This window comes from Candidatus Avoscillospira sp. LCP25S3_F1, from assembly GCF_052117125.1.
Lineage (GTDB): Bacteria > Bacillota > Clostridia > Oscillospirales > Oscillospiraceae > Avoscillospira_A.
Genome location: NZ_JBQKJT010000004.1, coordinates 20,291 through 42,684, shown reverse-complemented (window position 1 = coordinate 42,684; position 22,394 = coordinate 20,291). Strand labels below are relative to the sequence as shown.

Sequence of the window (22,394 nt, the reverse complement as noted above, 5' to 3'; positions counted from 1 at the left end):
AAATGACCATCCAAGAAGTCATTAAAAAAATTGACCGCTATCTGAAGAAAGATAATGTCGAGCCTCTTATCGTAGATGTTCAAAACAAGGCAGATTTGGAAGCCATCATGCTCCACTATCAATTGCCCCAAAATGTCTTTCTTTGTGCCTCTGATGCGACGTTTTGCAAACCTGATGAATTCCCTGTCATCCCCAACATTCTTGAACGCCTTGCTCATGAGAATACCAACTTTTTTGTCAGTGAGATCACGAGCTTCCTCAAGTTAAAAGGCGAAAAGGCCTTGGTGCAAGAATTAAAAGAACTTCTATCTATGAGCACTGAGGGCCATGCAGTTATCCTCACCTTTCAATGTGTGGAATACTTGCATACCCTTATTAAAAATGACAGGCGCCTTGATAGCAGAATTTGCGTTTTAGAGGGGATACCATCCGCTCGTCCTAAGCTGATTTTTACCGCAGAGGGCATTCAACCTACGGACGCAAGTGCGCTGGTAAAAGGGCTTCGAGGCATGGCCAAGGCGGTGGAATCAGCCGCAGCAGAGATTCTATACATCGAGACTGCAAAAAGCAAGGATCAGTATCCGTTTTCGCTCTATACGATCTCAGATTTGAAGAATCCTTATGAAGTATTGTGTCATTTGGACGCAATGACATCTGTACTGCCAGAAAGTTACGGAGATGAAGAGAACTGGCAGTATGCTTTGACAGAGTTTCGGAAATATTCTTCTTGGCAACAGTTGATTTCCGCCCAAATAGGGAGCGTCAACAATTTGGATATTGTTATCTCTACTTACAAACAAAAAGCTTCTAACAAGAAATGGCTTTGGTTGTACTTTATCGGGCTCAAACTGTTCCATGCGGGAAACAACTCCTACTTCAACAAGGCAATAGAAACGGCTACTTCCCCATCCGGGCTGATTCACAGCTTGTATCGTACTATCTTAGAGGAAGATCCGACCGACAAAGACTTTATTTCCCAATATAGACAAAGAAAAGACCTTTTGAATTCCATTGAAAACCCACTTGATGAGGTCAGTGGATTTTGCAAGATAGTCCAAAGCAAGGGGAAATATGCGCTCTGCTACCTGACAGACAATACCCTTCAGGAAAAGGAGCTTATTTTCAAGCTGTTGGATAGATACAGTGAGGACTTCGGGAGAGCAGAACTTCTTGATATATTGGAGCGAATTTATCCTGATCTTCGGGCGTATCTGACAGCGTACCATTTCAAAAGTGAACTGCTTGATAACTATTTCCAGGAGTACAAATATCAGAAGGTTGTCAATAAGATTTTCCCGGACTTCATGACACTTGTCGAAAAGCAAGCAGTCGATCGGGATTATAACAGAATTCTCCCGCCACGCAGTTCTGTGATAGAAGGAATTGATGTAACGGATACCCAGACTTATTTTACAGATGCAATGGGCGTGGAGTATCTTGGCTATATCATGTCCAGATGTCATGCACTTAAACTCATGGCGAAAGTTACTGTGTGCAGATGTGAGCTTCCATCCATCACCAGTCGGAACAAGGAATTTTGGGATGTCCTATCCACAGATCGATTCCCCATCATCTCTGTTGATAAGATAGATAAAATCAAGCATCACGGTGAGGAAGGCTATGATTATAGTCGAGAGGATCGTAAGCTCCCGATTCATTTGATTCGTGAACTGGAGCTGATTGATGAACTCCTGAAGAAAATCAAAACAAACCTCACAAACGGCGACTATCAAAAGGCCATCTTAATTGCAGACCATGGTGCCAGTCGGCTTGCTGTAATTCACGGAACCGAAAATCTATGGGAAATGCAATTAAGCGGGAAGCACTCTGGGAGATGTTGTCCGAAAAGTGAGGTCGATGAGAGGCCGGACAGTGCCACGGATGCGGAAGATTTCTGGGCGCTTGCCAATTATGACCGTTTTAAGGGAAGCCGGAAAGCGAATGTTGAGGTTCATGGCGGCGCAACATTGGAGGAAGTTACCGTACCGATTATCGAGATTTCGTATCTTAACGATGCCGTTGAAGTTAAAATAATGCCGATTGATTCAACTGCAACATTTACGGGTATCCCCGAAATTTTCGTTAGTTTCCGCAAGAAAGCTGCCATTAAAGTATTTTCTACGGAAAAGTTGGTGGATGTCAGCGTCGTAATAGACGGTCATACCTACGAAGCAAAACCGACTGCTGATAATTTCTATGTTGTTGAGGAAATGACTGAAATTCGTCGTGCCAAGACATACAGCGTAGATGTATTTGCCGGTGGAATGCCTGTTGCCACTGGCCTGCCACTTCGAGTGAAAAAAGAAAGCGGCAGCGAAAAGAACATTCTGTAAGGAGGGATACTCGTGACCGAAAAACTTCGGGATTGTTTCGATGAAATGGTCGTCTACAAGGATTTGAAGAAAAGCAACTTCTTTTCTGCGTTAGGTCTGCCATCGTTTTTGAGAGACTGGCTGCTCAAAAAGTTTGCTGATGATGAAGGTAATCTGGACATAGACGAACTTACGGATTTTATCCGCACCTATCTTCCGAATAAAGAAGAATGGGTCAGAATCAAAGATAGAATCATTAACGATAACGAGCGTGTCAAACTCCTGACCAAGATTTCTGTCGATATAAGCATAAAAACCGGAGAAATCACCTTTTCATTGCCCGACTTCGGTTTGACAAATAAAGAAACCATGATTGATGTGTCTACATGGGATCAGTATCGTGGAGAGCTTATCAGTGGGCAGGAGGTCTGGGGTGTGGTCGAGCTCGGCTATCGACCCCCGGATGACACTGCGAAGCCTAAAATTCCAGGGAAAATTCGCCTTACTGGATTTACAAATTTCTGCCCTTATACTATTGACCTTGATTATTACAAGGATGTTCGGAATGAATTTACAACTTCCGAGTGGATTGATGTGCTGTTAGGGGCCATAGATTACAATGCGGGCGGGTATGAAAGTGAGGAACAAAAGCTTTCCATGCTGACACGCATTCTTCCCTTTGTGGAGAAACGCCTCAATCTGATAGAGCTTGCACCCAAAGGAACTGGCAAGTCCTATGTATTTGGCCATGTGAGTAAATATGGTCTTCTAACAGATGGCGGAAAGGTAACTCGGGCAAAAATGTTTTATGATACCGCTCGGAAGACTCCCGGCTTTGTTACCGGCCACGACTTTATCGCAATAGATGAGGTAAAGTTGGTGCAGTTTGGCGATGTGAACGAAATGCGCTCTATCATGCAGGGATATATGGAGTATGGACAGTTTAACATCGGTGGCTACGAGGGGAAATCTGATGCAGGCATCATCTTCCTGGGTAACATCGCACAGGATAATATGGATGAGTGGCAGAATATGTTCTCCGAGCTGCCCTCACTATTTCAAGAAAGTGCATTGGTAGACCGAATCCATGGTTTCATCAAGGGTTGGGATATACCAAGAATGAATGATGATTTGAAGCTGTCCGGCTGGGCGTTAAATTCAGAATACTTCTGCACCATTTTGCACGAGCTTCGCAATGATGTGAGTTATAGAGCGATTGTTGATCAAATTATTGATGTTCCTGATAGGGCAGATACCCGTGACACGGAGGCCGTAAAGCGCATTGCAACAGCATATTTGAAGCTGTTGTTCCCGAATGTGCGGAGCGCACGGGACATCAATCCAAAGGGATTCCAGCAATATTGCCTTCGTCCTGCTGTCCGTATGCGTAAAATCATCAAACGGCAGCTTGGGATTCTCGATGTGGAGTTCAAGGGTAAGGATGTGCCTTCTTTCTCGCTGAAGGAGATTCCTTATGAAAATTGATTGTATCATCTGCGGTAAAAATAATCTTAACAAGAACACCATCGGTATTAACAAAAAACTATTGGGCGAAGACATGGAGAATTTCTACTGTATGGATTGCCTTGCCGAATATCTTGGGTGTACTGTTGAGGAATTGCTTGATAAAATCGAGGAGTTCAAAGAGGAAGGCTGTAAATTATTTGAATGAGGTGGGATTGTGAAGCGTTTTATCTATGCGGATAATGCAGCCACAACACAACTGGATATTGATGCGTTTGAGGCGATGCAACCATATCTTTTAGAAGAATACGGAAACGCTTCGCAGCCCTATTCATTTGCGAGAGCGCCCAAAAAAGCTCTGCGGGAATCGAGGGAAATCATTGCCCAGTGTATTGGCGCTCAACCTGACGAAATATTTTTCACTTCAGGTGGTACGGAAAGCAACAACTGGGCAATAAAGGGAACTGCATTTCTCGACCCGGAAAAACACGGATTTATAACATCAGCCATTGAGCACCATGCGATTTTGCGTCCGTGCGCTGATATTGAAAGAATGGGCTATCCCGTTTTTTATCTGCCGGTAGATTCTACCGGCAAAGTAAATACCGCAACGCTGTCAGAACACATTGCACCGGATACTCGGCTGGTTTCTATTATGGCCGCCAACAACGAGATAGGCTCCATTCAGGACATTCCAGCGTTAGCTGCCATTGCTCATTCCGTTGGCGCAATGTTTCATACCGATGCTGTTCAGGCGGTTGGACATATCAAAATAGATGTGAACGATCTTGGTGTAGATATGCTTTCTGCTTCCGCCCACAAATTCCATGGTCCCAAAGGTATCGGCTTCCTGTATGTCCGAAAAGGGACGCCGCTGGCTCCATACGCAAGTGGCGGCAGTCAGGAAAACCACATGAGGGCGGGCACAGAGAATATCGCATCTATTGTAGGTATGGCGGCTGCATTAAAAAAATGTGTAGATGGACTGAAAGATACAGCGGAGCATTTAACTCGGCTGGAAACCAAACTAATCATGGGCTTGTCAGATGCGAATGTACGATTTTCCAGAAATGGGAGCGCAGCACATATCCCCGGGAACATCAGTCTCTCTTTCCCCGGCTACAGTGGTGAAGCCCTCTTGCACCGATTGGATTTGATGGGAATCTGTGTCTCTACTGGTTCAGCCTGCAATAGCAGAGAAACACAAATATCCCATGTGTTGCAGGCGATTAAACTGGAGCCAGAACTGGCAAAGGGAACAATACGATTGTCGTTAGGAAAGAACAATACAGAAGGCGATATCGACGAAATCGTTGATGCACTTTTGCGAATTTTGAAGTAGAGCTTCTATTGAATACGATAACAATCATCAGCACTTGCTGGATGTGATGAAGTCCCTGTAAGGTGGTGTCATGATGAGCGAAGAACAACCCCTGATTGATTTTAGCCAAATCCCAGAATATGAAATGAAAGCCCTCTGCCGTACACTGCTGCAATCTTGCAGGGAGTTCTATTCCGACCCCAAGAATGTTGAGAAATTTGAACGGTGGAAAGCAGAGCGTGACAAGGAAAACAGAAAAGAGGTGTGATGATGTCAAGGACGATAACCGTAAAAGGAGTTGGCAGAGTCTCCACTCCGCCGGATTACATCGTCATCTCCATGAGCCTTGAAGCGCAGGATACGAACTACGAAAAAGCGATGGAACAGGCCGCACTCCAGATTGACTATCTAAACAAGGCGCTGGAATCTGTCGGATTTAAGAAGAAGTCTGTAAAAACCGTGAATTTCAATGTTCGCACAGACTATGAACGAGTAAAAGACAGAAACGGCAACTATAAAAGCGTATTCAACGGATATATCTGCAATCACCGGCTCAAAGTTGAATTTGATTTCGACACAAGGCGGCTGGCGCAGTCCCTTTCCGCAATCTCAAAATGTCTTGCCAAACCAGAGCTGTCCATCGCCTTCACAGTAAAAGACCCGTCTGCGGTCAACAAGAAGCTTTTGAAATCCGCAACGATCAACGCACGGGAAAAAGCGGAAATTCTTTGCGAAGCCTCGAATGTGGCGCTGGGAGATCTGCTCGCCATCGACTATAATTGGGGCGAACTCAATGTTGTCTCACGCACTGAATATATGCTTGATGAAAAGTGCTTGGCGATGCCGATGGGAGCCATGGCCGATATGGACATCGAACCGGATGACATTGATGTAAGCGACACAGCCACTTTCGTCTGGGAGATTCGATAATCAGAATGTGAGGTGCGGAAATGACTTGGGATGAATATTACGAAAAGTTCTATGACTGGGCGACGAGTACACAGATTCGACGGCTTTCCGCCCTCACCTCCTATGGCTCCCCGGCTGAAGTCACCGAAGTAGCTATGGAATTGTGTGATGAAAAGGCCGCAAGTCGGCTGATAAACAGAGCCTTGGATGCCGGTGTCACCTTTCAAGTCGAGAATATTGAGGATTTGAATTGCTGCGTGGATACAGCGACGATGAAGCGTGTCGTTTCCTCCGTCCAAGGAACACTTTCCGATGAAGCGTTGGATACCCTCACCGGCTGCATGGATGATGAAGTATTCCAGACACTTCTGAAAAAGGCTACGAGCGACCAATATGCACCGGCAACGATTATGGAGTTGGTTGACTGCGCAGATGAAGAGACCTTCAAAACGATGGTAATGAAAGTCACGGGATGCTTTGACGCTGAGCAGCTTGATATTTTGAGGGATTATCTTGACCAGGCAACTATCGAGACTCTGATTGAGAAATCGTTACAGGGCAAGGTGCGGTTCGCTCCGCAGCAAATCATGGAGTGGCTCGATTTTGGAATTTCGGAATCCCTCATTGAAAAAATGTCGCTGACCGCCCAAGGGACATTTGATGCCAATCAAGCTGAGGAGTTGTATGATGTACTCCCAGACGATACATATTTGAAGATTGCGAAAAAGCATCATCTGGAACTTCACAATGAGCCCATCTACGAGGACATATCTTATCAGGAATCCGCAGCACCTCGATTGGGCTTTTGGGGAACGCTATTCGCTGCGATTGCCGGAATCAATGCAGTTTCCCGGCACAGCGAACGACACCAGCATAACGGACATTGTAACGGGGACTGCGCCAACTGCCCTCCCCACTATGGGTATCGCTATGGACGATGGTACTATGGCCACGGTCATCAATACGGCTGCGAGTTTGGAGGTAACAAAGGCGATGGCAGCATGGATTGATGAGGTGCATTGATGTTTGGAAAAAAGAAAAAGGCTCCTGCGCCGGCCTTCGATGTGACGCAAAAGCTGAAGAAAACCTGGTATGGCGGCAAGAAACGGATTCCTACCACAAAGGCGGAACAGCGCAAGATGAAGGAGGCAATCCTGAAGGTTTATCCCGAGGCGATTGTCATAGATGATAATGCAAAGCGGCAAAGGGAACTGGATTGGATAGATCGAATTAAGGAATACGATGCCTTGTTCAATGACTAAGGCTATAAAGCCACCGAGAAGATAGCAGAGGGAAACCCGCTACAACATGGTCAGAGCATCCAATTTAATGTAATGATCCGTTTTTATCCAGCATCATTGCCACCTGAAAGATGAACTCTTCCGGTGTCGGTCTGTCGCTTTTGAATGACATCATATCCCATAACTTTTGCGCCTCCTTGTCATGGTGATCGTAAGCATGATCAATAGCCAACTGCATTTCACGGAGTACATTTTCTGGCGTGGTTCCGTTCTCCCTGGCAATTTTCGCAATAATCTCTTCAAAGTTTTTCATGGATATTCCTCCGTCTTTAGACTTTTCTCTTGTTCTTTGGCGCAAGTATAACATCATAAGAATGTCGAAATCACTCACATTTTGACAGAGGAAAAAGAAAAAGCGTGGAAGAGCCGAAAGCTCTTCCACACTCATCTATCTACCAATACAGACACTACTTTTAAGACCCGCATCCTTTCTTCGTGAGGGAGCGCCTCGATGGCGGCAGAAAGCTCCGAAGCAACTCCGGCAGTCGCTCGATCCACCACATCCACCAGAAGGTCATCCGCAGATACGCCAAGCACATTTGCAATCGCTACGAAAGTGTCCATCCTCGGAATCTTGGTTCCGCGTTCAATCACGCTCACATGGGTCGGGCTAATGTCAATGCAGGCGGCAAGATCTTCTTGTGTCATGTTCTTTTTCTCCCTTGCAGCCTTGATTCTTTGTCCAACTGCTCTTGCATCCATCCTGCCACCGCCTCCTTTAGAACTCGCTTTTGTTCTAAAGAATAGTATAGTGGTGATGGCCTGATTCATACAGAATCCAAAGAACGAGGTATAATTCTAAAGAACTGTTTACGCGGATAACTTTCAGCAAAGATAGAAAAATCGAGTATCAGGTAAGGCAGTATTGATTGACTGCGCTTTTGATAGCACGCACCAATCAATCGTTTTTTTCAATCTGCATCCAGCGGCGCACTGACTCGAACAGTGCAGATGGCTTCACGCAAGACCTCATGGTCGAGCTGTCCTGGCGCTGCCGCAGTAATAGTTTACAACACGATCCGCCCCGATGCCCGAATGCCTTGTAGTCTCCACCGCATCGATACTGGTGCCAAAGAACAGAAATTCCCAGCCATATAGGAGGACTCTTCTTCGGTTTGGTCGCAGGGAAAGCAGTAATCACAAAATTCCTCGAAAGCATTCACTCTCGATATCGGCGATCTCATCCAGTGGGATTTTCGTCCCATCGGTCAGAACAAATACTCGCTCATAATAGTCAATCCGTTTCAGACTGCCGGTGTGGGATGTATAGGAGCCTCCGGCCTTCCTCTCATCCGGGACGAAGTAGGTAATGGTGATCTCCGGTCGGTCTGCTATGATGTCCTGAAGGTACTGCTGTTTCCGGTCCAGCTCCTCCCGCACTTCCTCCCCAATCTCCACTTTTGTATCTGTCAGCCGTCCGGTTTCCTGGATGGCATCCTCGTAGCCGGTGAGAGCGGCGAAGGGGGAAAACTGTGCCGCTCTGTCCAGCATGGACATCTGCGGCCTTGTTTTGGAGACATGATGGGGCAGATGGATGATGTCATCATACTGTGTTTTCATGATTTTTGCCCCCCTCAAAAGGTGACCACAATTCCCTTGTGGTCGGATAAACGCTTGTCCACATTCCATTCTTCCAGAACTGGCCGTTTGGTGGTAACCATACTGCTTGACACGGCAATGTGGTCAATGCACTCTGTCTGTCTTTCGGTCAAAAGGGTCAATCCTGTATCACGAAACAAATCCAGAAGCGTTGTCCTTGCGGCCTGTGTGAAACAGTAGTTATCCGAGAAGGAGCAGTTAAAATCTCCGCAGACACATATCCCATCGCCCAATTCGGACAGGCGGCGAATGTCATCACACTGCCGGTGCAGTTGTTCCATGAAGGAAGAATGACGATTGCCCAGCGTACCTATGATTGTCCCATACACCAGCAGATTCCCTTTTTCCGTCTTTAGCTCAGCACAGAGGGCGGTACGCGAATCATAGGTTTGATGCAGCCGAACAACGGGATAGTTGGTGTAAAGCGAGACGCGATTTTCTGTGACGGCATAGGGAATGGTCTTATCTCCCATCAATGATGTGGTCTCGCAGCAGAAGGCATAATCGGGATGCAGCCGCTTGTCTGTCTCGGTCAGCACAAGGATGTCGGCATGGATGCCATCACATAAGCCTTGTATCTGGTCGAGCTGTTTTTTGTGCCTGAGCCGCTCCACATTCCATGTGGCAATTTTCACGCCCTATGCCCTCCAATCTGCCCGTTCCTGTCCTTGGCCGTTGCCCCTTCTTCCAAATTCATTCCCCGGAGGATCGCATTCTTGCCGAACTTCTTCTTGATGGTCAGCATAGCCGTCTGCATTTTCTGCTCCCGCTCCAATTCCTGCTTTTCCCGTTCCTGCTGCGCCTGTTGTGCGGCATAGTCGGTAAACAGGTCGAGCTGTTCAAAGCCCCCGTTTTTCACCGGCGCAGACTCTTTCGGAAGGACATGGTTCGCCACCACATTCAGCCTTCGGATGAGAAGGTTTTTGCCTACAATGCAATCAAACAACTCTGCCGCAGCGCACATTATTTTGCGTGTAGATGATGTGTGTCCGTCCAGATTGATGGTGCCATGGGCGTGTTTGGGGATCTGGCGTCCGTAATGATCCTTCACAACCGCACCGTGGTACTTTGCTTTTCTGGCCGGGTCGGTGAGGTTTTCGATGTCATAGCCCACCGTCACCACCAGCTGATCGGTGACAAGCCCCTTGTCCACCAGATCCAGCGAGAGCATATCGGCCATCTCCCGCAGGACAAGCCGTGCCTTCTCCGCATTGTAGGGACAGTGAAGCACCTGCCCGGAGCCTAAGCTGTTGGAGCTTGGCCTGTATGCCTTGATCGCCTCAATGGTGGTCGGCTCCCAGCCCCACGCATGGTCGATGAGCAACTCCGCATTTTTCCCAAAGAGTTGATACAGTAGGTCCTCGTTGCGCTCGGACATCCGCGCCACATCGCCCATGGTGAACATCCCATGCTCTTCCAGCTTCTTTGCATAGCCACGGCCTACCCGCCAGAAGTCGGTGAGAGGCTGATGCGACCACATGGTCTGCCGGTAGGTCATCTCGTCCAGCTGGGCGATGCGTACCCCGTTTTCATCCGCTGGGATATGCTTCGCCACAATATCCATGGCCACCTTACAGAGAAAGAGGTTGGTGCCGATCCCCGCCGTGGCCGTGATGCCTGTTGTCTCAATGACATCCAGTATGATCTTCATGGCAAGGTCATGGGCAGACAGCTTGTAGGTATTCAGGTAGTCGGTCACATCCATGAATACCTCGTCGATGGAGTAGACCACGATGTCCTCCGGGGCGATGTATTTCAGGTAGACCTCGTAGATCTTTGTGCTGTATTCCATGTAGTAGGCCATGCGGGGCGGGGCGATGATGAAGTCGATTTCCAGCTTCGGGTTTTGTTGCAGCTCAGAGATGAAGTGTGACTTGCCCTCCAGCACTCTGCCCGGAGCGTCGTGCCGCCGTCCGGCGTTGGCCTCCCTGACCCGCTGCCTGACCTCAAAGAGCCGCCCCCGGCCGGAAATGCCATAGCTTTTGAGGCTTGGGGTGACGGCAAGGCAGATGGTCTTGTCAGTGCGGCTTTCATCCGCCACAACAAGATTGGTGTCCATGGGGTCAAGCCCGCGCTCCCGGCATTCCACCGAAGCGTAGAAACTCTTGAGGTCGATTGCGATGTAAGTGCGCTGCTTCATGCTTCGGTACGCCTCCTTTCAGCGGCATCAGCTTTTCTTGGCTTTCTTTTTCCTCTTGGGCGCTGTTGCGCCATAGCTCATATCCAGCAGCATTTTGATCAGTTCGTCCGGCACACTGCCGTCTAAGGCAACCGAGATCCAGTTTGCCTTGTTCATGTGGTAAGCCGGAAAGATGCCGGGTTCTTTCCGCAGTGAGCCGATGAGGATCGGGTCGCATTTGAGGTTTACCACATCAATAACATCCGAGCCTGCCAGACCCAGCTTGTTTTTGGGAACATCCATCACAAGGGCAAACCATTTGCGGTTGCCCGGATGCCGGAAAACCTCGTTGTTGGGGTATTTTATCCACGGGTGGTTTGCCTCACAGGGATAGGTTTCAAGAATATATTGCTTGAACTGTCCCCGATTCATTCTGCAAACCTCCCGCTGCATTGCTCAATAGATGTGTTTTCCAAATTCATATGCCTCTTGCAGATGGTCGGTCTTGTCAATCTGTGGCTTGCCGTTGGTGTCGCCGCAGCCTCCGGCCAATAGCATCCCTCTGTCATGGAATCCGATGTAGTTGACAAGGGTAAACTGATAGTAAGAAACCGCTTGCTCAAATGTCCAGAAGAAATTGTCAGCGGAGGTCATCAGCAAGGCGCAGTCTTTGGAGGGGTATTTCTCATACCGTCCCAACGGCGGGTTGGGATCTTCCTCTGCGATGCAATAAAAGCGCTCGATCAGCGCCTTTAGCTGAGCGGAAATCGTCCAGAACAGTAAGGGTGAGGCAAAGACAATGCAGTCTGCATCCTTAATTTTGGGAACAAGCTCGTTGAAGCTGTCCTTCTGTACGCAAGGCTTTCCATACCGACAGGCGTTGCATCCCATGCAGCCCTTTACTTCCTGTTTTCTCAGTGAAATAACTTCTACGGTATGCCCCGCTTCTTTCGCACCACGGGCAAAGTGTTCCACCAACTGGGCAGTATTTCCGTTGGGTCTGCCGCCCCCTTGGATAATGAGAATGTTTTTCATCCGGAACCTCTTTTCTGCTCTTGATACAGCTTCCAATTTATTCGTACTCCACATCGTTGTCCCGGCACCAGCGCTCTGCCAGCTCCCGGTAGGCATCCGCCTGATAGTCGTACCACAGCTGCTCGATGCCGTGGAAGCGGATGGTCTGCTTGAAGCGCCGGAATGCACCCCTGCCCCGGATCGCTGCGCCGAGTTCGTTTTTCATCCTTCCCGGCGGGAGGTAGTCCACAAAGGAGTCCATGATGCTGTATTCGTGGATATCATATTTTGTCGGAAAATGCAGGAACCGCTTCGGTTCGTTCTCAACCAGAGCGGCAAGCGCCTCGTCGGTCTCACCAGTGACCCACGCATCGGGCAGATAAACCGTTTCGTTGGTTTTGGTGTCGTAGAGCATCGTGTAGGCATCGCTGGCCTGTTCGATTGCGTCTATGACTGTTTGCAGCTTGATTTTCATATGCTCACCGTCCGCAGCACTTTTTGAACTTCTTACCGCTGCCGCAGGGACAGGGATCATTCCGCCCCACCTTCTTCGGCTTAGCAGCAGTTTGAGCCGCTGCAATCTCTTTCAATAAACTCATACGCAGTTCTTCACTTGGCATATCCATCGTCAAGATCCCCTGCCGCAACTCTTCGGGATTCATGGTTCCGTCCGCAATGGCCTGACGGATGTTCGGACCAAAGGAAAGGGATTTGGGGATGCGTTCTTCCGGGGGAAGTAAGGCAAAAAGTTCATCAGGAGTATGCCCTCGGTTGCATTGCATCCGCACATGGTTGTGAAAGGGGGTATAGACCTCGGCAAAATCGCCTACATCCACTTTGCGGCGGAACTCCACGCCAATCTCATCCAACCGGTTCAGCACATCCTCCAATCCGGCGTTCATGCAGTGGAGGCCATAGTAGATGTCTACGAAAACCGCTTCCATCTTGTCCTCCGGCACGGTGGTTTTGGTCAGGAGGAAGGTGCGGAATGCTTCCGCTTCTGGGGTGTTCTCCCAGTAGAAGGGATTGTCGTAGGCCAGAAGCTCCTTTTTGTCCGGCACATAGTAGGGTTTTCCCTGATGGCCCCGTAAGACCTCGTGATAGGGATCAAGATCCTCGTCGATCAGCTGCACGTCGATGACCTCATATTCCATCAGCTCCGTTTCGGGGCCGTCGTAATAGAGTTCAGACTTGCCGAGGATGTAGTAGTCCTCACACTCATGCCGCGCGATTTCGGCAAAGGCCAGAAACTCCTCCCTGGTTACAAGGGATTTATTCTGGGAGGCGATGATCCCATAGAGCTTGTGCAGGGGGATAATGCCGTACAGATTGGCGGCGGCATTAAAATACTTCCGCAGGAGCCGGGAAGTGGCGTCCTTCAGCGGGATCTCCCGATAGAGGGCGTTCAGTTTTCTTCGCCCGTATATCTCCGGCATCGGGATATAATAGGGTTCCTCTCTGCTCATTCCGCTTCCTCCACGATTCCAAAGTCAATGAGAATATTCTTGTCAGCATGGGTAGGATAGACAATGCCGGTCATCTCGTAGGCGTACCGCTTGGTCTTACGGAAATCCTTTGTCCGCTCCGGAGCGAAGGCGGCGGTCTCATACTTTTCGTATTCCGACAGACCGGCAAGGTCATCCGCAGCTGCCTTGATGAGTGCGTCGGTCACATCGTAGATGTCTTTTCCATACTCCACAGCCACCAGCTCGTGCTTCTTCACATCCTTGTCCAGATTCCCGAAGGAACGATACAGCAAATATTTCATCTTGATTTTCTCCTTTTCGCTTGTCCCGGCAAAACCATCTCGTTCATTTTAAGAAATCGCTTCGGTGTTCCTGTTCACGGAAGCGATACCCCCTCGTGTTCAGCTCTGAGACCTTGAGCGCCACCAAATTGATGTCCGAAGACATTGCCCGCGCAATCTGGCCCACATCGTAGCCGCCGTATATGTATTCCAGAATTTCCTCGTCTGGAAGGGCGATCTGTGCGGCAAACATATTTGCCTCGTATTCCATGCGCTTGTCTCTCATGTCAAAGATATTGAATTCCTGCAGTCCGCCGGCACGGATTGCATCTTTACGGTGGAGGCGGTCATGGCCGATCTCATGGAGCAGAACAATGTCGTGCATCACGGGGTCGAGATGTTTATTGATAAAGATATAGCGGTTTCGTTCAATGACCATGTATGCGCCTTTTTGACGGGAGAAATCACGAGACATGACGATCAGCCCCAGCTCCCTTGCGATCCGGTCAGCATTTCTCGTGCCGCATTGCCGCACAATACGGTTGGCTTTTTGAATGGCTTCCTCCGCTCGAATCAGCATAGTGGTATCACCCCTTCCGGGCAGAATGGTACTGTTTCAATATAACAGATGAAAAGTCCCATAGAGCGGGCTTACTTCGTTCCTTCCTGCTGTTTCAGATACTTTTGGGGCGTGTATTTCTTGTTTCGCTTCTTCGCATCGATATAGGCTTCCTGAATGGCAAGCATCATCTCATCCATATCTTCTTCTGCCATCTCGCCTCCGGAAAAGGCTACCCTTACTTCTTTTAGCAGTCGCTCGGCGCCCTTCTTGCCCCGATAGCCATATTGCTGCCCCGCCATTGCGATGAAATCGTCGCCCTCGTTGTGCAGATAGTCTGCATCGCAGCCGAGAATCCGGGCAAGAATGCCATACACCTCGCGGTTCTGGGGGTATGTGCTGCCCTTTTCATAGTTGGTGATCGTCTTGAGTCCTACTCCCGCCAGTTTCGCAAGTTCCGCCTGAGTAAGTCCCTTTTCCTTGCGCAGTACGCGGAGCTTTTCTCCGAACCTCATAGTATATCCTCCTACCTGTAAGCGTGATAATATGCAATCTATTTGCGTTTTCCGCCTAAAAGTGCTTGACACAAGCAATCCGTTTACATATAATGATAATACGCAATCGCTTTACGCATTTATTGTATATCGGTTTGCGTGTCCCGTCAAGAGTGCGCAGACCAAAATGTGATGTTCGTTTTCGTTTGGACTGAAATTGGTAACGGACACCGGGCAACGAGAAAGTTGCCGGTGCCCGTTATGTGTAGCAAGGAGTGAGAAACATGAGTGCACACTGCAGGAAAGCCTATGTCTCGGTCAATCTGGATGTGGATCAGGAGGGCGTATTCCATCCGCGCTTCATCCGGTGGAAAAACGGCCTAATTTTTCAGATCGATCAGGTACTCTATAAGTGCCGTGCCTCTTCCAAAAAGGTGGGTGGCGGCGGCATTCGCTATACGGTGCTGATCCGTGGCAGAGAATCCTATCTGTTTCAGGAGGGCAGCAAGTGGTTTGTTGAAGCAAAGGAGACCTAACGATGATCTTATCCCAGAAGAAAATCGAAGAAATTGCAGTAGCCGTAACCAAGGATTTCAATGAGTTCTTTTTCGGCAGCGAAACCAAGGACATCCGACGAATGGCACGAGGGACACCGATTGACCAGTTCGCCAAGGAATACCTTGGCTTGGAAGTGTCGTTTGCCCATCTTTCCCCGGATGGAAGCATCTGTGGTCTGACCGCCTATGCGGATACCGAGTATATCACGGAAGAGATGGGCGTGAAGCGAACCATCCCACTCAGGAAAAATCAAATTCTGATGGACACCAGCTTTATTCAACCCGGACAAGTCCAAAAGCTCTGCGGCAAGAGACGCTTTACCCTTGCCCATGAGTGCGCACATCAGATTTTGTTCCAGATGGAAAGTGAAACTGCGCAGTCAGCCTATGCAAAGAAATACTCGGCACGGACAGTGTATTCGCTCCGCGACTTAAAGACTCGCGAGGACTGGAATGAATGGCAGGCTAATGTCCTTGGCGCGGCCATCCTTATGCCGCAAAAAGAAATTGATCTTGCCATGTGGTATTTTGCCGGTGGCAAGAAGTTAATCAATTACGAGGGGGTGTTCGCATATCGTGACAAGTTATCACTGTCTCTTTTGTGTAGGCAGTTTGCCGTGTCGAAGTCGGCGGCTGTAATCCGGCTGAGACATCTCGGTTACATTGAGGATCGTCCGTACCGGGAATATTCAGATCCCTTGGAGGTGTGGGCATGAAAAAGAATATCCGCATCTCTGAGCCGTCTGAGGAAATGATGGAGAAGATCCGAAAAGCGCGTCATGCCATCGCAAACCAAAAAACAAGGATGGTGAAATGTCCCTTCTGTGGACACAATTCAATCGCTGTATTTGAGGACACCAGAGGCCATGTCCAAGCAAAGTGCAAACGCTGTGGACAGGAGACCGTCTTTAATGTCCTCAGTATGAGACGGTTAAAACTTCGCTTTTATCAAGACCGATAAGGGCAGAGATTAACAAATAAATATTGATAGCTGTGCTGTGGAGCCGCTGACTGGTGAGTCTTCCTAATGCCGCATGATCAGATGTTTCCAAAATGGAAACACCTGATTTATCGGTATGGAATTACACGCTCACCGTCATGCGGCTCTTTTTGTTGCCTCGTCATTCCGCTGCTTCGCACCAGCGGAAAGGACGAAGCAATGAAAGGAATCCCGAAAACCCCAGTCGAGTTCGACTATGACCTCTGGACAACGGAGGACGGCAAGTGCATGGTGCGGATCAAGGCTACTGGCGAGGTAACAGAGGTGGAGCGCACTGTGATGCAGGTGTTGCGTTCGGAGGAAAAGCGGTTCCGTCGAGCAATGTCACTGGATCAGGAAGCGGATAGAGACGGCATATCCAAACCAACGATTCTATCGCTGGATGTGCTCCCTGAAGATGTGACAGACTCCAACTGGTTGGCTGATACGGTCGATTACACAGAAGAAATCTCCACGAAGCTGCTGGAACAAAGACTGCGAGAGAGCCTGACTCCTACCCAATATGGAATTTACCAGGCTTGCATTCTGAATGGGATCAGTTACAAGGCTTATGCGGATCAAATGGGAGTCAGTTATCAGAGCGTCCAGAATGCAATCCGACTCATTCAGAAAAAAGCGAAAAATATTTTTGGGTGATGGTTGTGATTTGCTGAAAAAATGTCCGTTGTAAAGTGAAGGGGTTCTTCGGACGCCTTCATTGAACCTTTTCAACTGAATATCCGGCAGCTAAATAACATCAGCGGATGAGCGAGCGATGCGGACGGTGCGCGATGACCACCTGTAGGGGAGAAAGGGGCAAAGCCCTCTTTCTCTTCTATCAATGACGGCCAATAAGGTGCCCAGCGGGTCCACCGATCCAAAAGCAGGCGTGGCAGTCTGTTTCGTCAAGACCTCATCCGCCTACAATGGTACCCCTGCCCAGCCACAGTCTCAAGCAATGGGGGCAGCTCGGAGAGATCCTCGGAGGGGTTCGATTCCCGGAGTGCGGCGCCCGCCGCAGTTTAGATGTCCGCCCTGGCCTGGGGAAGTAGTGTCGAATACAGGCAAAAAAAGACGAACAATCGTCTTGATATCAGAAGCAATGGGGGTCACCCACTATGTAGCGAAGTAAGCCAACACTGCCGCAACCAGACGGGGTGGCCCCTATTTTTGTGGTATCAATTCAATTTTGCAGTTAGGAGGGATCACACCATGATTACCATGTCACAAACCAAAAGTGCAAACTATCTGTTTATCGTGGTCGTGCTGAAATCGATGCGGAACAGCGGTGTGATCACCGCCGCTGAATACGAGCGAGCCAAGCGATATTACCAGAAGCTTACCGGCTCGGATCTTGTTATTGCGGATTAGGATGTCAGGACGGCATCGTCTAATCTGATGGAGTTTGCACGGCGCAGTCTGTTGACTATGTAGAAATTTCCTGATCTGCATTTATTCAATGGATTTTATCTTCTTCTTGAATATAATGTTGCTTGAACCGTAAAAGTGGATTGTACCAAAATGTAGTACAATCCAAAATTCAGCCAGAAAGGGGATTCTGCTGATGCCACAGGCCAAACTCATCTCGCCCATCACCAGACAGGAAATTCGGAAAGTCCGAGTCGCTGCCTACTGCCGGGTATCTTCCAATTCAGCAGATCAGCAGAACTCCTATGCCAACCAGATTCGGGTCTATACCAGCCTCATTCAGAGAAAAAAAGAGTGGGAACTGGTGGAGATCTTCGCGGATGAAGGGCTGTCTGGCATGAAAGCGCAGAACCGAACCGAATTCCAGCGAATGATCAAGATGTGCGAACAGCACCAAATCGACCTGATCGTCACCAAGTCCGTCTCCCGCTTCGCCCGAAACGCCAAGGAGTCTCTGGAATATGTCCGGAAGCTGAAGCTGCTCGGCGTGGGGGTGCAGTTCGAGAAAGAGGGAATCTACACTCTGGCCCTCGGGGATGAAATGCTCCTCAATACCTTCTCTGCCATTGCGCAGGAGGAGTCCAAGGCTATTTCCCAGAACCAGCGGCTTTCCATCGTGAAACGGATGCAATCGGGTGAGTATGTGGACAGCAACGCTCCATACGGTTTCCGGCTGGTGGAAAAGGCACTGGTGGTCTATGAACCGGAGGCGGCCATCGTCCGCATGATGTTTGAAAACTACCTGAGCGGCCAGTCTACATCGGAGATCGCCCGCGACCTTAACAGCCGCGGCATCAAAACTAAGACCGGGAAATCCCTCTGGCGCTCCACCAAGGTGGCGTACATCCTTGGGAATGAACGGTATTGCGGCGATTGCAAATACCAGAAAACCTACCGTGACACCACAGTCCCGTTCAAACAGTTCCGAAATCGAGGCCAGGAGGATATGTTCTACGCCTCCATGACCCACGCTCCGCTCATTGACCGAGAAACCTTCGACAAGGTCCAGACCCTCCTGAAAAAGCGTCAGGATATCTTTGGGAAATCCACAGCGCAAAATATCTATCCTCTTACGAGCCGCATTCAGTGTTCTGAGTGCGGCTCGTATTTTCGCAGGCGGCAGGTTTCCGGGACCGCCAAGTGGGGATGTTCCAAACACATTCAGGATCGCACCCAATGCGACTCGAACTACTACAGTGAGGATCGGATCTATGATGCCTTCATCGCCATGGTCAACAAGCTTCGGTTCTCCGAATACGACATTCTGGGTCAAACCCTGCTCCGCCTGGAATCCGCCGAGCTGAAACAAAAGCGGAAAAACACAGCCGCAAGGGAGATCAGCCGGAGCATCGCAGATCTCAATGCCAAGCTGGTGATGGTGGAACAGCTCCATGCAAAAGGATACCTCAAAGACGAGGTCCACAAAGCTCAGGTGCAGGATATCAACGACCAACTGCGCCAACTGAAGCGTGAGCGCCAGTGTGAATTCTCCTCGGGCATCACCGATATAATCGAGGAAGTGACACGGCTGAAAAAACTGCTGGAGGAGTTGGAAGAACCCCTGGACCGATTCGATGAAAAGCTGTTTGCCGAGATTGTCCAGGCCATCCGCATCACCCGCCGGGATGAAATGACGGTCACCCTCATCGGCGGGCTGCGATTTACAGAAATGCTCTGACGGAGAGGAACCTCAAAATGAAGAAGATACGCTATATCCCATACGGTTACACTATGCGGAACGGAAGGACAGTCATCGCACAGGATGAAGCTATGGTCATCCGTGAGATATTCAGCGCCTACATCAACGGCGCTTCCCTCCAAAGCATTGCCGAACTGTTGACTGAAAGGAAGATCCCCTACAGCGAGAGGACGGATGTGTGGGATAAAGCCCGTATCGCAAGAATCATAGGAAACGCCAAATACCTCGGAGATGGAGAATATGACCCCATCATCGAGGAGGAGCAGTATGAGGAGGCTGCTGCGGTGCGGACAGCCCGCCAGCGGAACACCTTCGAGAAAAATCTGGAGGGGATCGACCTGCTCCGGAACCGGGTCCGGTGCGCGGAATGCGGGGCGCCAATGCGGAGGAGAGTAAGCAACAGGCACCGGATTCGGGAAAGCTGGGAATGCACCAATGCGGATTGCGGACAGCGCATACGAATTTCCGATACGCATCTGCTGGAAAAGGTGACGATCCTGATGAACCGCATCATCGCTAACAGCCACCTGCTCATACCCCGCCCCAAAAAACGAAGGGAGTTGTCGGCAGAGGCTCAGCAAATCAACAGGGAAATCGATGCCGAACTGGAGCGGGATAATCCCAGTGACGCCCTGGTCATCGCCAAAACAATTGAGATGGCGGAGCAGCTGTACGCAGAGAGCGATACACATCTGCAGATCGCCGCATCCATCGCCCGAAAACGTGTGCGCATGATGACGCCCCAGGAGGAATTCAGTCCGGCCTACTTTAGTGACATCGTCGCCTATCTGACGCTGGGAAGCGGAGGACAGGTGATCCTACATACCAAGACCGACGTAGAGATCGGAGGGGATGAAAATGAATGTAACCAGGATACCGAAAAAGACCATATCGGTCATTGAGCCGAAGCGCTCGCTGATCGTCAACAAGGAGCAATATCACCAGCGCCGGGTTGCCGCCTACTGCCGGGTATCCACTGACAGCGAGGAACAGCTTACCTCCTACACCAACCAGAAAAAAGTGTACACCGAAATGATTGCCGCCAAGCCGGAGTGGGAATTTGCCGGCCTGTACGCTGATGAGGGCATCTCAGGAACTCGAGCAGATAAACGGCCCCAGTTCCAAAAGATGATCAACGACTGCCTGGCAGGAAAAATCGACTATATCATCACCAAGTCGGTCTCCAGATTTGCCAGAAACACTGTTGACTGCCTGGACCATGTGCGTATGCTCAGGGCAAGAGGGATTGGCATCTACTTCGAGGAGCAAAATATAGACACACTGCAAATCGACAGCGAGCTCTATCTGGTCATCTACGCAGGGTTCGCACAGTCTGAATCCGAAAGCATCAGCAAGAATGTCACATGGAGCTTTCGGAAGCGATTCCAGGACGGCAAGCCCGTATTCAATTATAAGTGCCTGCTTGGATACCGAAAGGGCGAGGACGGAGAACCGGAGATCGTCCCGGAGGAGGCATCCATCGTGGAGAGAATCTTCAATATGTACCTGTCAGGTGAAACCATCAACCGGATCTCAACCAAACTCAGAGAAGAGAATCTCCAGATACCAGGAAAACGATTCTCCTTCTCTGCGAGCATGATTAAGGGTATTCTCCGGAATGAACGATACTGCGGGGACAGCATCCTTCAAAAGACGGTCACAATTGACTGTATTGGCAAGGTCCGTCGCAAAAACACGGGTGAGGCACCCATGTACTATGTACAGAATAGCCATGTTGGTATCATCAGCCGAGAGCTCTTTCACAAAACGCAGGAAGAACTCGCCAGGCGGATGAGTCGGGAGCCAAACTCCACCAAAGCAGCCACTACGGCCACCGGAAAATACTCCCGGTATGCGCTGTCCAATGTGATGATCTGCGCCGAATGCAGGAGCCGATACAAGCGCGTGACCTGGACATCCCGTGGGAAAAAGCGGGTGGTCTGGCGCTGCATCAATCGATTGGACTACGGAAAGCGGTACTGCAAGTCCTCCCCTACAGTAGACGAGGAAGCGCTCCATGCTGCTATCGTCCGGGCGGTCAACCGCTTCAATGAGGAAGACGAGGCCACCTATCTGGCACTTATGAGGGCGACCATTGGGGAGGCCATCGGGCTGAACGGGAACAGCGATGAAATCGACCTGCTTCGCCGAAAAATCGATGGTCTGAACCGCAAAATGGTGTCCCTCATCAATGAGAGCGTAGAGAGCGGCGAGGGCATTGAAAGCCATGAGGCGGAATTCAAGGAGCTTTCCGATACCATCGAACTCCTGCAAGGGAGAATCAAAAAGCTGGAGGACGCCCTCCTCTCGGACCAGGGGAATGATGGCCGCATCCTCTAGCTGCAGCAAATCATCGCAGATCGTGCGTCGAGAAAGATGGAGTACGACGATACCATCGTCCACCAGATGATCGAGTGCGTAAAGGTATATCCCGACGGCAGGCTGGACATCATCTTCGGCGGCGGGTATCTCATCGAGGAAGCGCTCAATGAGGAAAACAAATAACTTCAAATATAATTGACATAATCGCCAAGGTAATATACTATAATGTATGTTAGGAGGCGATGATGTATGGGCAAAAGAGCGGCGGTCATCATGCCGCAGACAAGAAAGATTCTGGAGCAGATGGGTGAGCAGATCCGCCTTGCCCGCCTGCGCCGGAAGCTGAGTCTGGAACTGGTGGCGGAGCGGGCGGGGATCAGCCGGGCCACCCTCATCTCCATCGAGAAGGGTGCGCCCACGGTATCCATCGGCTCCTATGCCGCCGTGCTGCACGCACTGAACAATATGGACAGCGACCTGCTGCTTATTGCCAAAGATGATGAATTCGGCAGGAAGCTGCAAGACCTGGCGCTGCCTACCAGACGGCGGGCGCCCAAGAAAGGAGAGTAG

The 22,394-nt window shown here is 49.7% G+C and carries 30 protein-coding genes; 18 read left to right on the top strand and 12 right to left on the bottom strand.

All coding sequences use genetic code 11. From position 1 onward, the window contains the following. The first annotated feature begins 2 nt into the window (after positions 1–2). The 8 genes from pglZ (at position 3) to ACTQ33_RS04385 (ending at position 7,268) form a co-directional block, all read left to right on the top strand. Positions 3–2,333, top strand: a complete 2,331-nt coding sequence (pglZ, locus tag ACTQ33_RS04420) for a BREX-4 system phosphatase PglZ (RefSeq protein ID WP_441462494.1) — start codon at positions 3–5, stop codon at positions 2,331–2,333. A 12-nt stretch (positions 2,334–2,345) separates the two neighbouring features. Beyond that, positions 2,346–3,797, top strand: a complete 1,452-nt coding sequence (gene brxL / locus ACTQ33_RS04415; protein WP_076944459.1) for a BREX system Lon protease-like protein BrxL — start codon at positions 2,346–2,348, stop codon at positions 3,795–3,797. Next, positions 3,787–3,984 (top strand): hypothetical protein, encoded by a 198-nt coding sequence (locus ACTQ33_RS04410; RefSeq protein ID WP_071430723.1) that lies wholly within the window; start codon positions 3,787–3,789, stop codon positions 3,982–3,984. Before brxL ends, ACTQ33_RS04410 begins: the two co-directional genes overlap by 11 nt. A gap of 9 nt (positions 3,985–3,993) precedes the next feature. Continuing rightward, the gene (locus ACTQ33_RS04405) at positions 3,994–5,118 is read left to right on the top strand and encodes a cysteine desulfurase family protein (RefSeq protein ID WP_235821954.1); all 1,125 of its coding nucleotides are present in this window, start codon (positions 3,994–3,996) and stop codon (positions 5,116–5,118) included. 70 nt (positions 5,119–5,188) lie between these two features. After that, positions 5,189–5,365, top strand: a complete 177-nt coding sequence (locus ACTQ33_RS04400) for a hypothetical protein (RefSeq protein ID WP_172724600.1) — start codon at positions 5,189–5,191, stop codon at positions 5,363–5,365. Next, on the top strand, positions 5,365–6,027 hold the full coding sequence (locus tag ACTQ33_RS04395; protein ID WP_071430719.1) for an SIMPL domain-containing protein: 663 nt from the start codon (positions 5,365–5,367) through the stop codon (positions 6,025–6,027). Before ACTQ33_RS04400 ends, ACTQ33_RS04395 begins: the two co-directional genes overlap by 1 nt. A 20-nt stretch (positions 6,028–6,047) precedes the next feature. Continuing rightward, on the top strand, positions 6,048–7,016 hold the full coding sequence (locus ACTQ33_RS04390) for a hypothetical protein (protein WP_071430717.1): 969 nt from the start codon (positions 6,048–6,050) through the stop codon (positions 7,014–7,016). 12 nt (positions 7,017–7,028) lie between these two features. Beyond that, positions 7,029–7,268: a hypothetical protein gene (locus ACTQ33_RS04385; RefSeq protein ID WP_071430715.1), complete on the top strand. Its 240-nt coding sequence runs from the start codon at positions 7,029–7,031 to the stop codon at positions 7,266–7,268. 64 nt (positions 7,269–7,332) lie between these two features. Here the strand turns inward: ACTQ33_RS04385 and ACTQ33_RS04380 are convergent, their stop codons facing one another. The 12 genes from ACTQ33_RS04380 to ACTQ33_RS04325 all read right to left on the bottom strand — a co-directional run bounded on the left by ACTQ33_RS04380 (position 7,333) and on the right by ACTQ33_RS04325 (position 14,860). Next, entirely contained in the window at positions 7,333–7,560 is a 228-nt protein-coding gene (locus ACTQ33_RS04380; protein ID WP_071430713.1) for a sporulation initiation factor Spo0A C-terminal domain-containing protein, read from the bottom strand. A 131-nt stretch (positions 7,561–7,691) separates the two neighbouring features. Further along, positions 7,692–8,009, bottom strand: coding sequence for a helix-turn-helix domain-containing protein (locus tag ACTQ33_RS04375; protein WP_071430711.1), 318 nt, complete (start codon positions 8,007–8,009; stop codon positions 7,692–7,694). A 435-nt stretch (positions 8,010–8,444) separates the two neighbouring features. After that, positions 8,445–8,867 carry a hypothetical protein gene (locus ACTQ33_RS04370; protein ID WP_087233705.1) on the bottom strand — a complete coding sequence of 141 codons (423 nt, stop codon included), beginning with the start codon at positions 8,865–8,867 and terminating at the stop codon, positions 8,445–8,447. A 14-nt stretch (positions 8,868–8,881) separates the two neighbouring features. Beyond that, a complete protein-coding gene (locus ACTQ33_RS04365; protein WP_071430708.1) occupies positions 8,882–9,541 on the bottom strand; it encodes an endonuclease/exonuclease/phosphatase family protein in 660 nt (219 codons plus the stop codon). After that, positions 9,538–11,046, bottom strand: a complete 1,509-nt coding sequence (locus ACTQ33_RS04360; protein WP_087233708.1) for a Y-family DNA polymerase — start codon at positions 11,044–11,046, stop codon at positions 9,538–9,540. The genes ACTQ33_RS04365 and ACTQ33_RS04360 overlap by 4 nt, the downstream gene beginning before the upstream one ends. A 27-nt stretch (positions 11,047–11,073) precedes the next feature. Beyond that, the gene (locus tag ACTQ33_RS04355) at positions 11,074–11,457 is read right to left on the bottom strand and encodes an MmcQ/YjbR family DNA-binding protein (protein WP_071430704.1); all 384 of its coding nucleotides are present in this window, start codon (positions 11,455–11,457) and stop codon (positions 11,074–11,076) included. Positions 11,458–11,481: 24 nt separating this feature from the next. Continuing rightward, complete coding sequence (locus ACTQ33_RS04350; RefSeq protein WP_071430702.1) at positions 11,482–12,060, bottom strand: flavodoxin family protein; 579 nt, start codon at positions 12,058–12,060, stop codon at positions 11,482–11,484. Between the two features lie 37 nt (positions 12,061–12,097). After that, the gene (locus tag ACTQ33_RS04345; protein ID WP_071430700.1) at positions 12,098–12,514 is read right to left on the bottom strand and encodes a UPF0158 family protein; all 417 of its coding nucleotides are present in this window, start codon (positions 12,512–12,514) and stop codon (positions 12,098–12,100) included. A 4-nt stretch (positions 12,515–12,518) separates the two neighbouring features. Next, entirely contained in the window at positions 12,519–13,505 is a 987-nt protein-coding gene (locus ACTQ33_RS04340) for an SEC-C metal-binding domain-containing protein (protein WP_071430698.1), read from the bottom strand. Next, a complete protein-coding gene (locus ACTQ33_RS04335) occupies positions 13,502–13,807 on the bottom strand; it encodes a carboxylate--amine ligase (protein WP_071430695.1) in 306 nt (101 codons plus the stop codon). Before ACTQ33_RS04335 ends, ACTQ33_RS04340 begins: the two co-directional genes overlap by 4 nt. A 43-nt stretch (positions 13,808–13,850) precedes the next feature. Next, positions 13,851–14,366 (bottom strand): ImmA/IrrE family metallo-endopeptidase, encoded by a 516-nt coding sequence (locus tag ACTQ33_RS04330; protein WP_071430693.1) that lies wholly within the window; start codon positions 14,364–14,366, stop codon positions 13,851–13,853. 71 nt (positions 14,367–14,437) lie between these two features. After that, positions 14,438–14,860, bottom strand: a complete 423-nt coding sequence (locus ACTQ33_RS04325; protein WP_071430691.1) for a helix-turn-helix domain-containing protein — start codon at positions 14,858–14,860, stop codon at positions 14,438–14,440. Between the two features lie 263 nt (positions 14,861–15,123). Here ACTQ33_RS04325 and ACTQ33_RS04320 point away from each other — a divergent pair, with 263 nt between their 5' ends. From ACTQ33_RS04320 to ACTQ33_RS04275, 10 genes are all read left to right on the top strand, one after another. After that, complete coding sequence (locus ACTQ33_RS04320; protein ID WP_071430689.1) at positions 15,124–15,375, top strand: hypothetical protein; 252 nt, start codon at positions 15,124–15,126, stop codon at positions 15,373–15,375. A gap of 2 nt (positions 15,376–15,377) precedes the next feature. Continuing rightward, complete coding sequence (locus ACTQ33_RS04315) at positions 15,378–16,112, top strand: ImmA/IrrE family metallo-endopeptidase (protein WP_071430687.1); 735 nt, start codon at positions 15,378–15,380, stop codon at positions 16,110–16,112. Continuing rightward, a complete protein-coding gene (locus tag ACTQ33_RS04310) occupies positions 16,109–16,357 on the top strand; it encodes a hypothetical protein (protein WP_071430685.1) in 249 nt (82 codons plus the stop codon). The genes ACTQ33_RS04315 and ACTQ33_RS04310 overlap by 4 nt, the downstream gene beginning before the upstream one ends. A 66-nt stretch (positions 16,358–16,423) precedes the next feature. After that, positions 16,424–17,032, top strand: coding sequence for a hypothetical protein (locus ACTQ33_RS04305; protein WP_235396398.1), 609 nt, complete (start codon positions 16,424–16,426; stop codon positions 17,030–17,032). 555 nt (positions 17,033–17,587) lie between these two features. Further along, positions 17,588–17,746 carry an SHOCT domain-containing protein gene (locus tag ACTQ33_RS04300; protein ID WP_140400354.1) on the top strand — a complete coding sequence of 53 codons (159 nt, stop codon included), beginning with the start codon at positions 17,588–17,590 and terminating at the stop codon, positions 17,744–17,746. A 193-nt stretch (positions 17,747–17,939) separates the two neighbouring features. Next, entirely contained in the window at positions 17,940–19,481 is a 1,542-nt protein-coding gene (locus ACTQ33_RS04295; protein WP_087233714.1) for a recombinase family protein, read from the top strand. 17 nt (positions 19,482–19,498) lie between these two features. Next, the gene (locus tag ACTQ33_RS04290; protein ID WP_087233717.1) at positions 19,499–20,404 is read left to right on the top strand and encodes a recombinase family protein; all 906 of its coding nucleotides are present in this window, start codon (positions 19,499–19,501) and stop codon (positions 20,402–20,404) included. Beyond that, entirely contained in the window at positions 20,361–21,842 is a 1,482-nt protein-coding gene (locus tag ACTQ33_RS04285; protein WP_441462486.1) for a recombinase family protein, read from the top strand. Before ACTQ33_RS04290 ends, ACTQ33_RS04285 begins: the two co-directional genes overlap by 44 nt. A 36-nt stretch (positions 21,843–21,878) precedes the next feature. Then, complete coding sequence (locus tag ACTQ33_RS04280; RefSeq protein ID WP_441462484.1) at positions 21,879–22,007, top strand: hypothetical protein; 129 nt, start codon at positions 21,879–21,881, stop codon at positions 22,005–22,007. A gap of 66 nt (positions 22,008–22,073) precedes the next feature. Next, positions 22,074–22,394: a helix-turn-helix domain-containing protein gene (locus tag ACTQ33_RS04275; protein ID WP_087233722.1), complete on the top strand. Its 321-nt coding sequence runs from the start codon at positions 22,074–22,076 to the stop codon at positions 22,392–22,394.

Bases quoted from the DNA above. Each gene is read 5' to 3' on its own strand.
- pglZ (WP_441462494.1), top strand. From the start codon at position 3: ATGACCATCCAAGAAGTCATTAAAAAAATTGACCGCTATCTGAAGAAA.
- ACTQ33_RS04410 (WP_071430723.1), top strand. From the start codon at position 3,787: ATGAAAATTGATTGTATCATCTGCGGTAAAAATAATCTTAACAAGAAC.
- ACTQ33_RS04400 (WP_172724600.1), top strand. From the start codon at position 5,189: ATGATGAGCGAAGAACAACCCCTGATTGATTTTAGCCAAATCCCAGAA.
- ACTQ33_RS04395 (WP_071430719.1), top strand. From the start codon at position 5,365: ATGATGTCAAGGACGATAACCGTAAAAGGAGTTGGCAGAGTCTCCACT.
- ACTQ33_RS04390 (WP_071430717.1), top strand. From the start codon at position 6,048: ATGACTTGGGATGAATATTACGAAAAGTTCTATGACTGGGCGACGAGT.
- ACTQ33_RS04385 (WP_071430715.1), top strand. From the start codon at position 7,029: ATGTTTGGAAAAAAGAAAAAGGCTCCTGCGCCGGCCTTCGATGTGACG.
- ACTQ33_RS04380 (WP_071430713.1), bottom strand. From the start codon at position 7,560: ATGAAAAACTTTGAAGAGATTATTGCGAAAATTGCCAGGGAGAACGGA.
- ACTQ33_RS04375 (WP_071430711.1), bottom strand. From the start codon at position 8,009: ATGGATGCAAGAGCAGTTGGACAAAGAATCAAGGCTGCAAGGGAGAAA.
- ACTQ33_RS04370 (WP_087233705.1), bottom strand. From the start codon at position 8,867: ATGAAAACACAGTATGATGACATCATCCATCTGCCCCATCATGTCTCC.
- ACTQ33_RS04360 (WP_087233708.1), bottom strand. From the start codon at position 11,046: ATGAAGCAGCGCACTTACATCGCAATCGACCTCAAGAGTTTCTACGCT.
- ACTQ33_RS04355 (WP_071430704.1), bottom strand. From the start codon at position 11,457: ATGAATCGGGGACAGTTCAAGCAATATATTCTTGAAACCTATCCCTGT.
- ACTQ33_RS04350 (WP_071430702.1), bottom strand. From the start codon at position 12,060: ATGAAAAACATTCTCATTATCCAAGGGGGCGGCAGACCCAACGGAAAT.
- ACTQ33_RS04345 (WP_071430700.1), bottom strand. From the start codon at position 12,514: ATGAAAATCAAGCTGCAAACAGTCATAGACGCAATCGAACAGGCCAGC.
- ACTQ33_RS04340 (WP_071430698.1), bottom strand. From the start codon at position 13,505: ATGAGCAGAGAGGAACCCTATTATATCCCGATGCCGGAGATATACGGG.
- ACTQ33_RS04335 (WP_071430695.1), bottom strand. From the start codon at position 13,807: ATGAAATATTTGCTGTATCGTTCCTTCGGGAATCTGGACAAGGATGTG.
- ACTQ33_RS04330 (WP_071430693.1), bottom strand. From the start codon at position 14,366: ATGCTGATTCGAGCGGAGGAAGCCATTCAAAAAGCCAACCGTATTGTG.
- ACTQ33_RS04325 (WP_071430691.1), bottom strand. From the start codon at position 14,860: ATGAGGTTCGGAGAAAAGCTCCGCGTACTGCGCAAGGAAAAGGGACTT.
- ACTQ33_RS04320 (WP_071430689.1), top strand. From the start codon at position 15,124: ATGAGTGCACACTGCAGGAAAGCCTATGTCTCGGTCAATCTGGATGTG.
- ACTQ33_RS04315 (WP_071430687.1), top strand. From the start codon at position 15,378: ATGATCTTATCCCAGAAGAAAATCGAAGAAATTGCAGTAGCCGTAACC.
- ACTQ33_RS04310 (WP_071430685.1), top strand. From the start codon at position 16,109: ATGAAAAAGAATATCCGCATCTCTGAGCCGTCTGAGGAAATGATGGAG.
- ACTQ33_RS04305 (WP_235396398.1), top strand. From the start codon at position 16,424: ATGCCGCATGATCAGATGTTTCCAAAATGGAAACACCTGATTTATCGG.
- ACTQ33_RS04300 (WP_140400354.1), top strand. From the start codon at position 17,588: ATGATTACCATGTCACAAACCAAAAGTGCAAACTATCTGTTTATCGTG.
- ACTQ33_RS04295 (WP_087233714.1), top strand. From the start codon at position 17,940: ATGCCACAGGCCAAACTCATCTCGCCCATCACCAGACAGGAAATTCGG.
- ACTQ33_RS04290 (WP_087233717.1), top strand. From the start codon at position 19,499: ATGAAGAAGATACGCTATATCCCATACGGTTACACTATGCGGAACGGA.
- ACTQ33_RS04285 (WP_441462486.1), top strand. From the start codon at position 20,361: ATGAATGTAACCAGGATACCGAAAAAGACCATATCGGTCATTGAGCCG.
- ACTQ33_RS04280 (WP_441462484.1), top strand. From the start codon at position 21,879: ATGGAGTACGACGATACCATCGTCCACCAGATGATCGAGTGCGTAAAG.
- ACTQ33_RS04275 (WP_087233722.1), top strand. From the start codon at position 22,074: ATGGGCAAAAGAGCGGCGGTCATCATGCCGCAGACAAGAAAGATTCTG.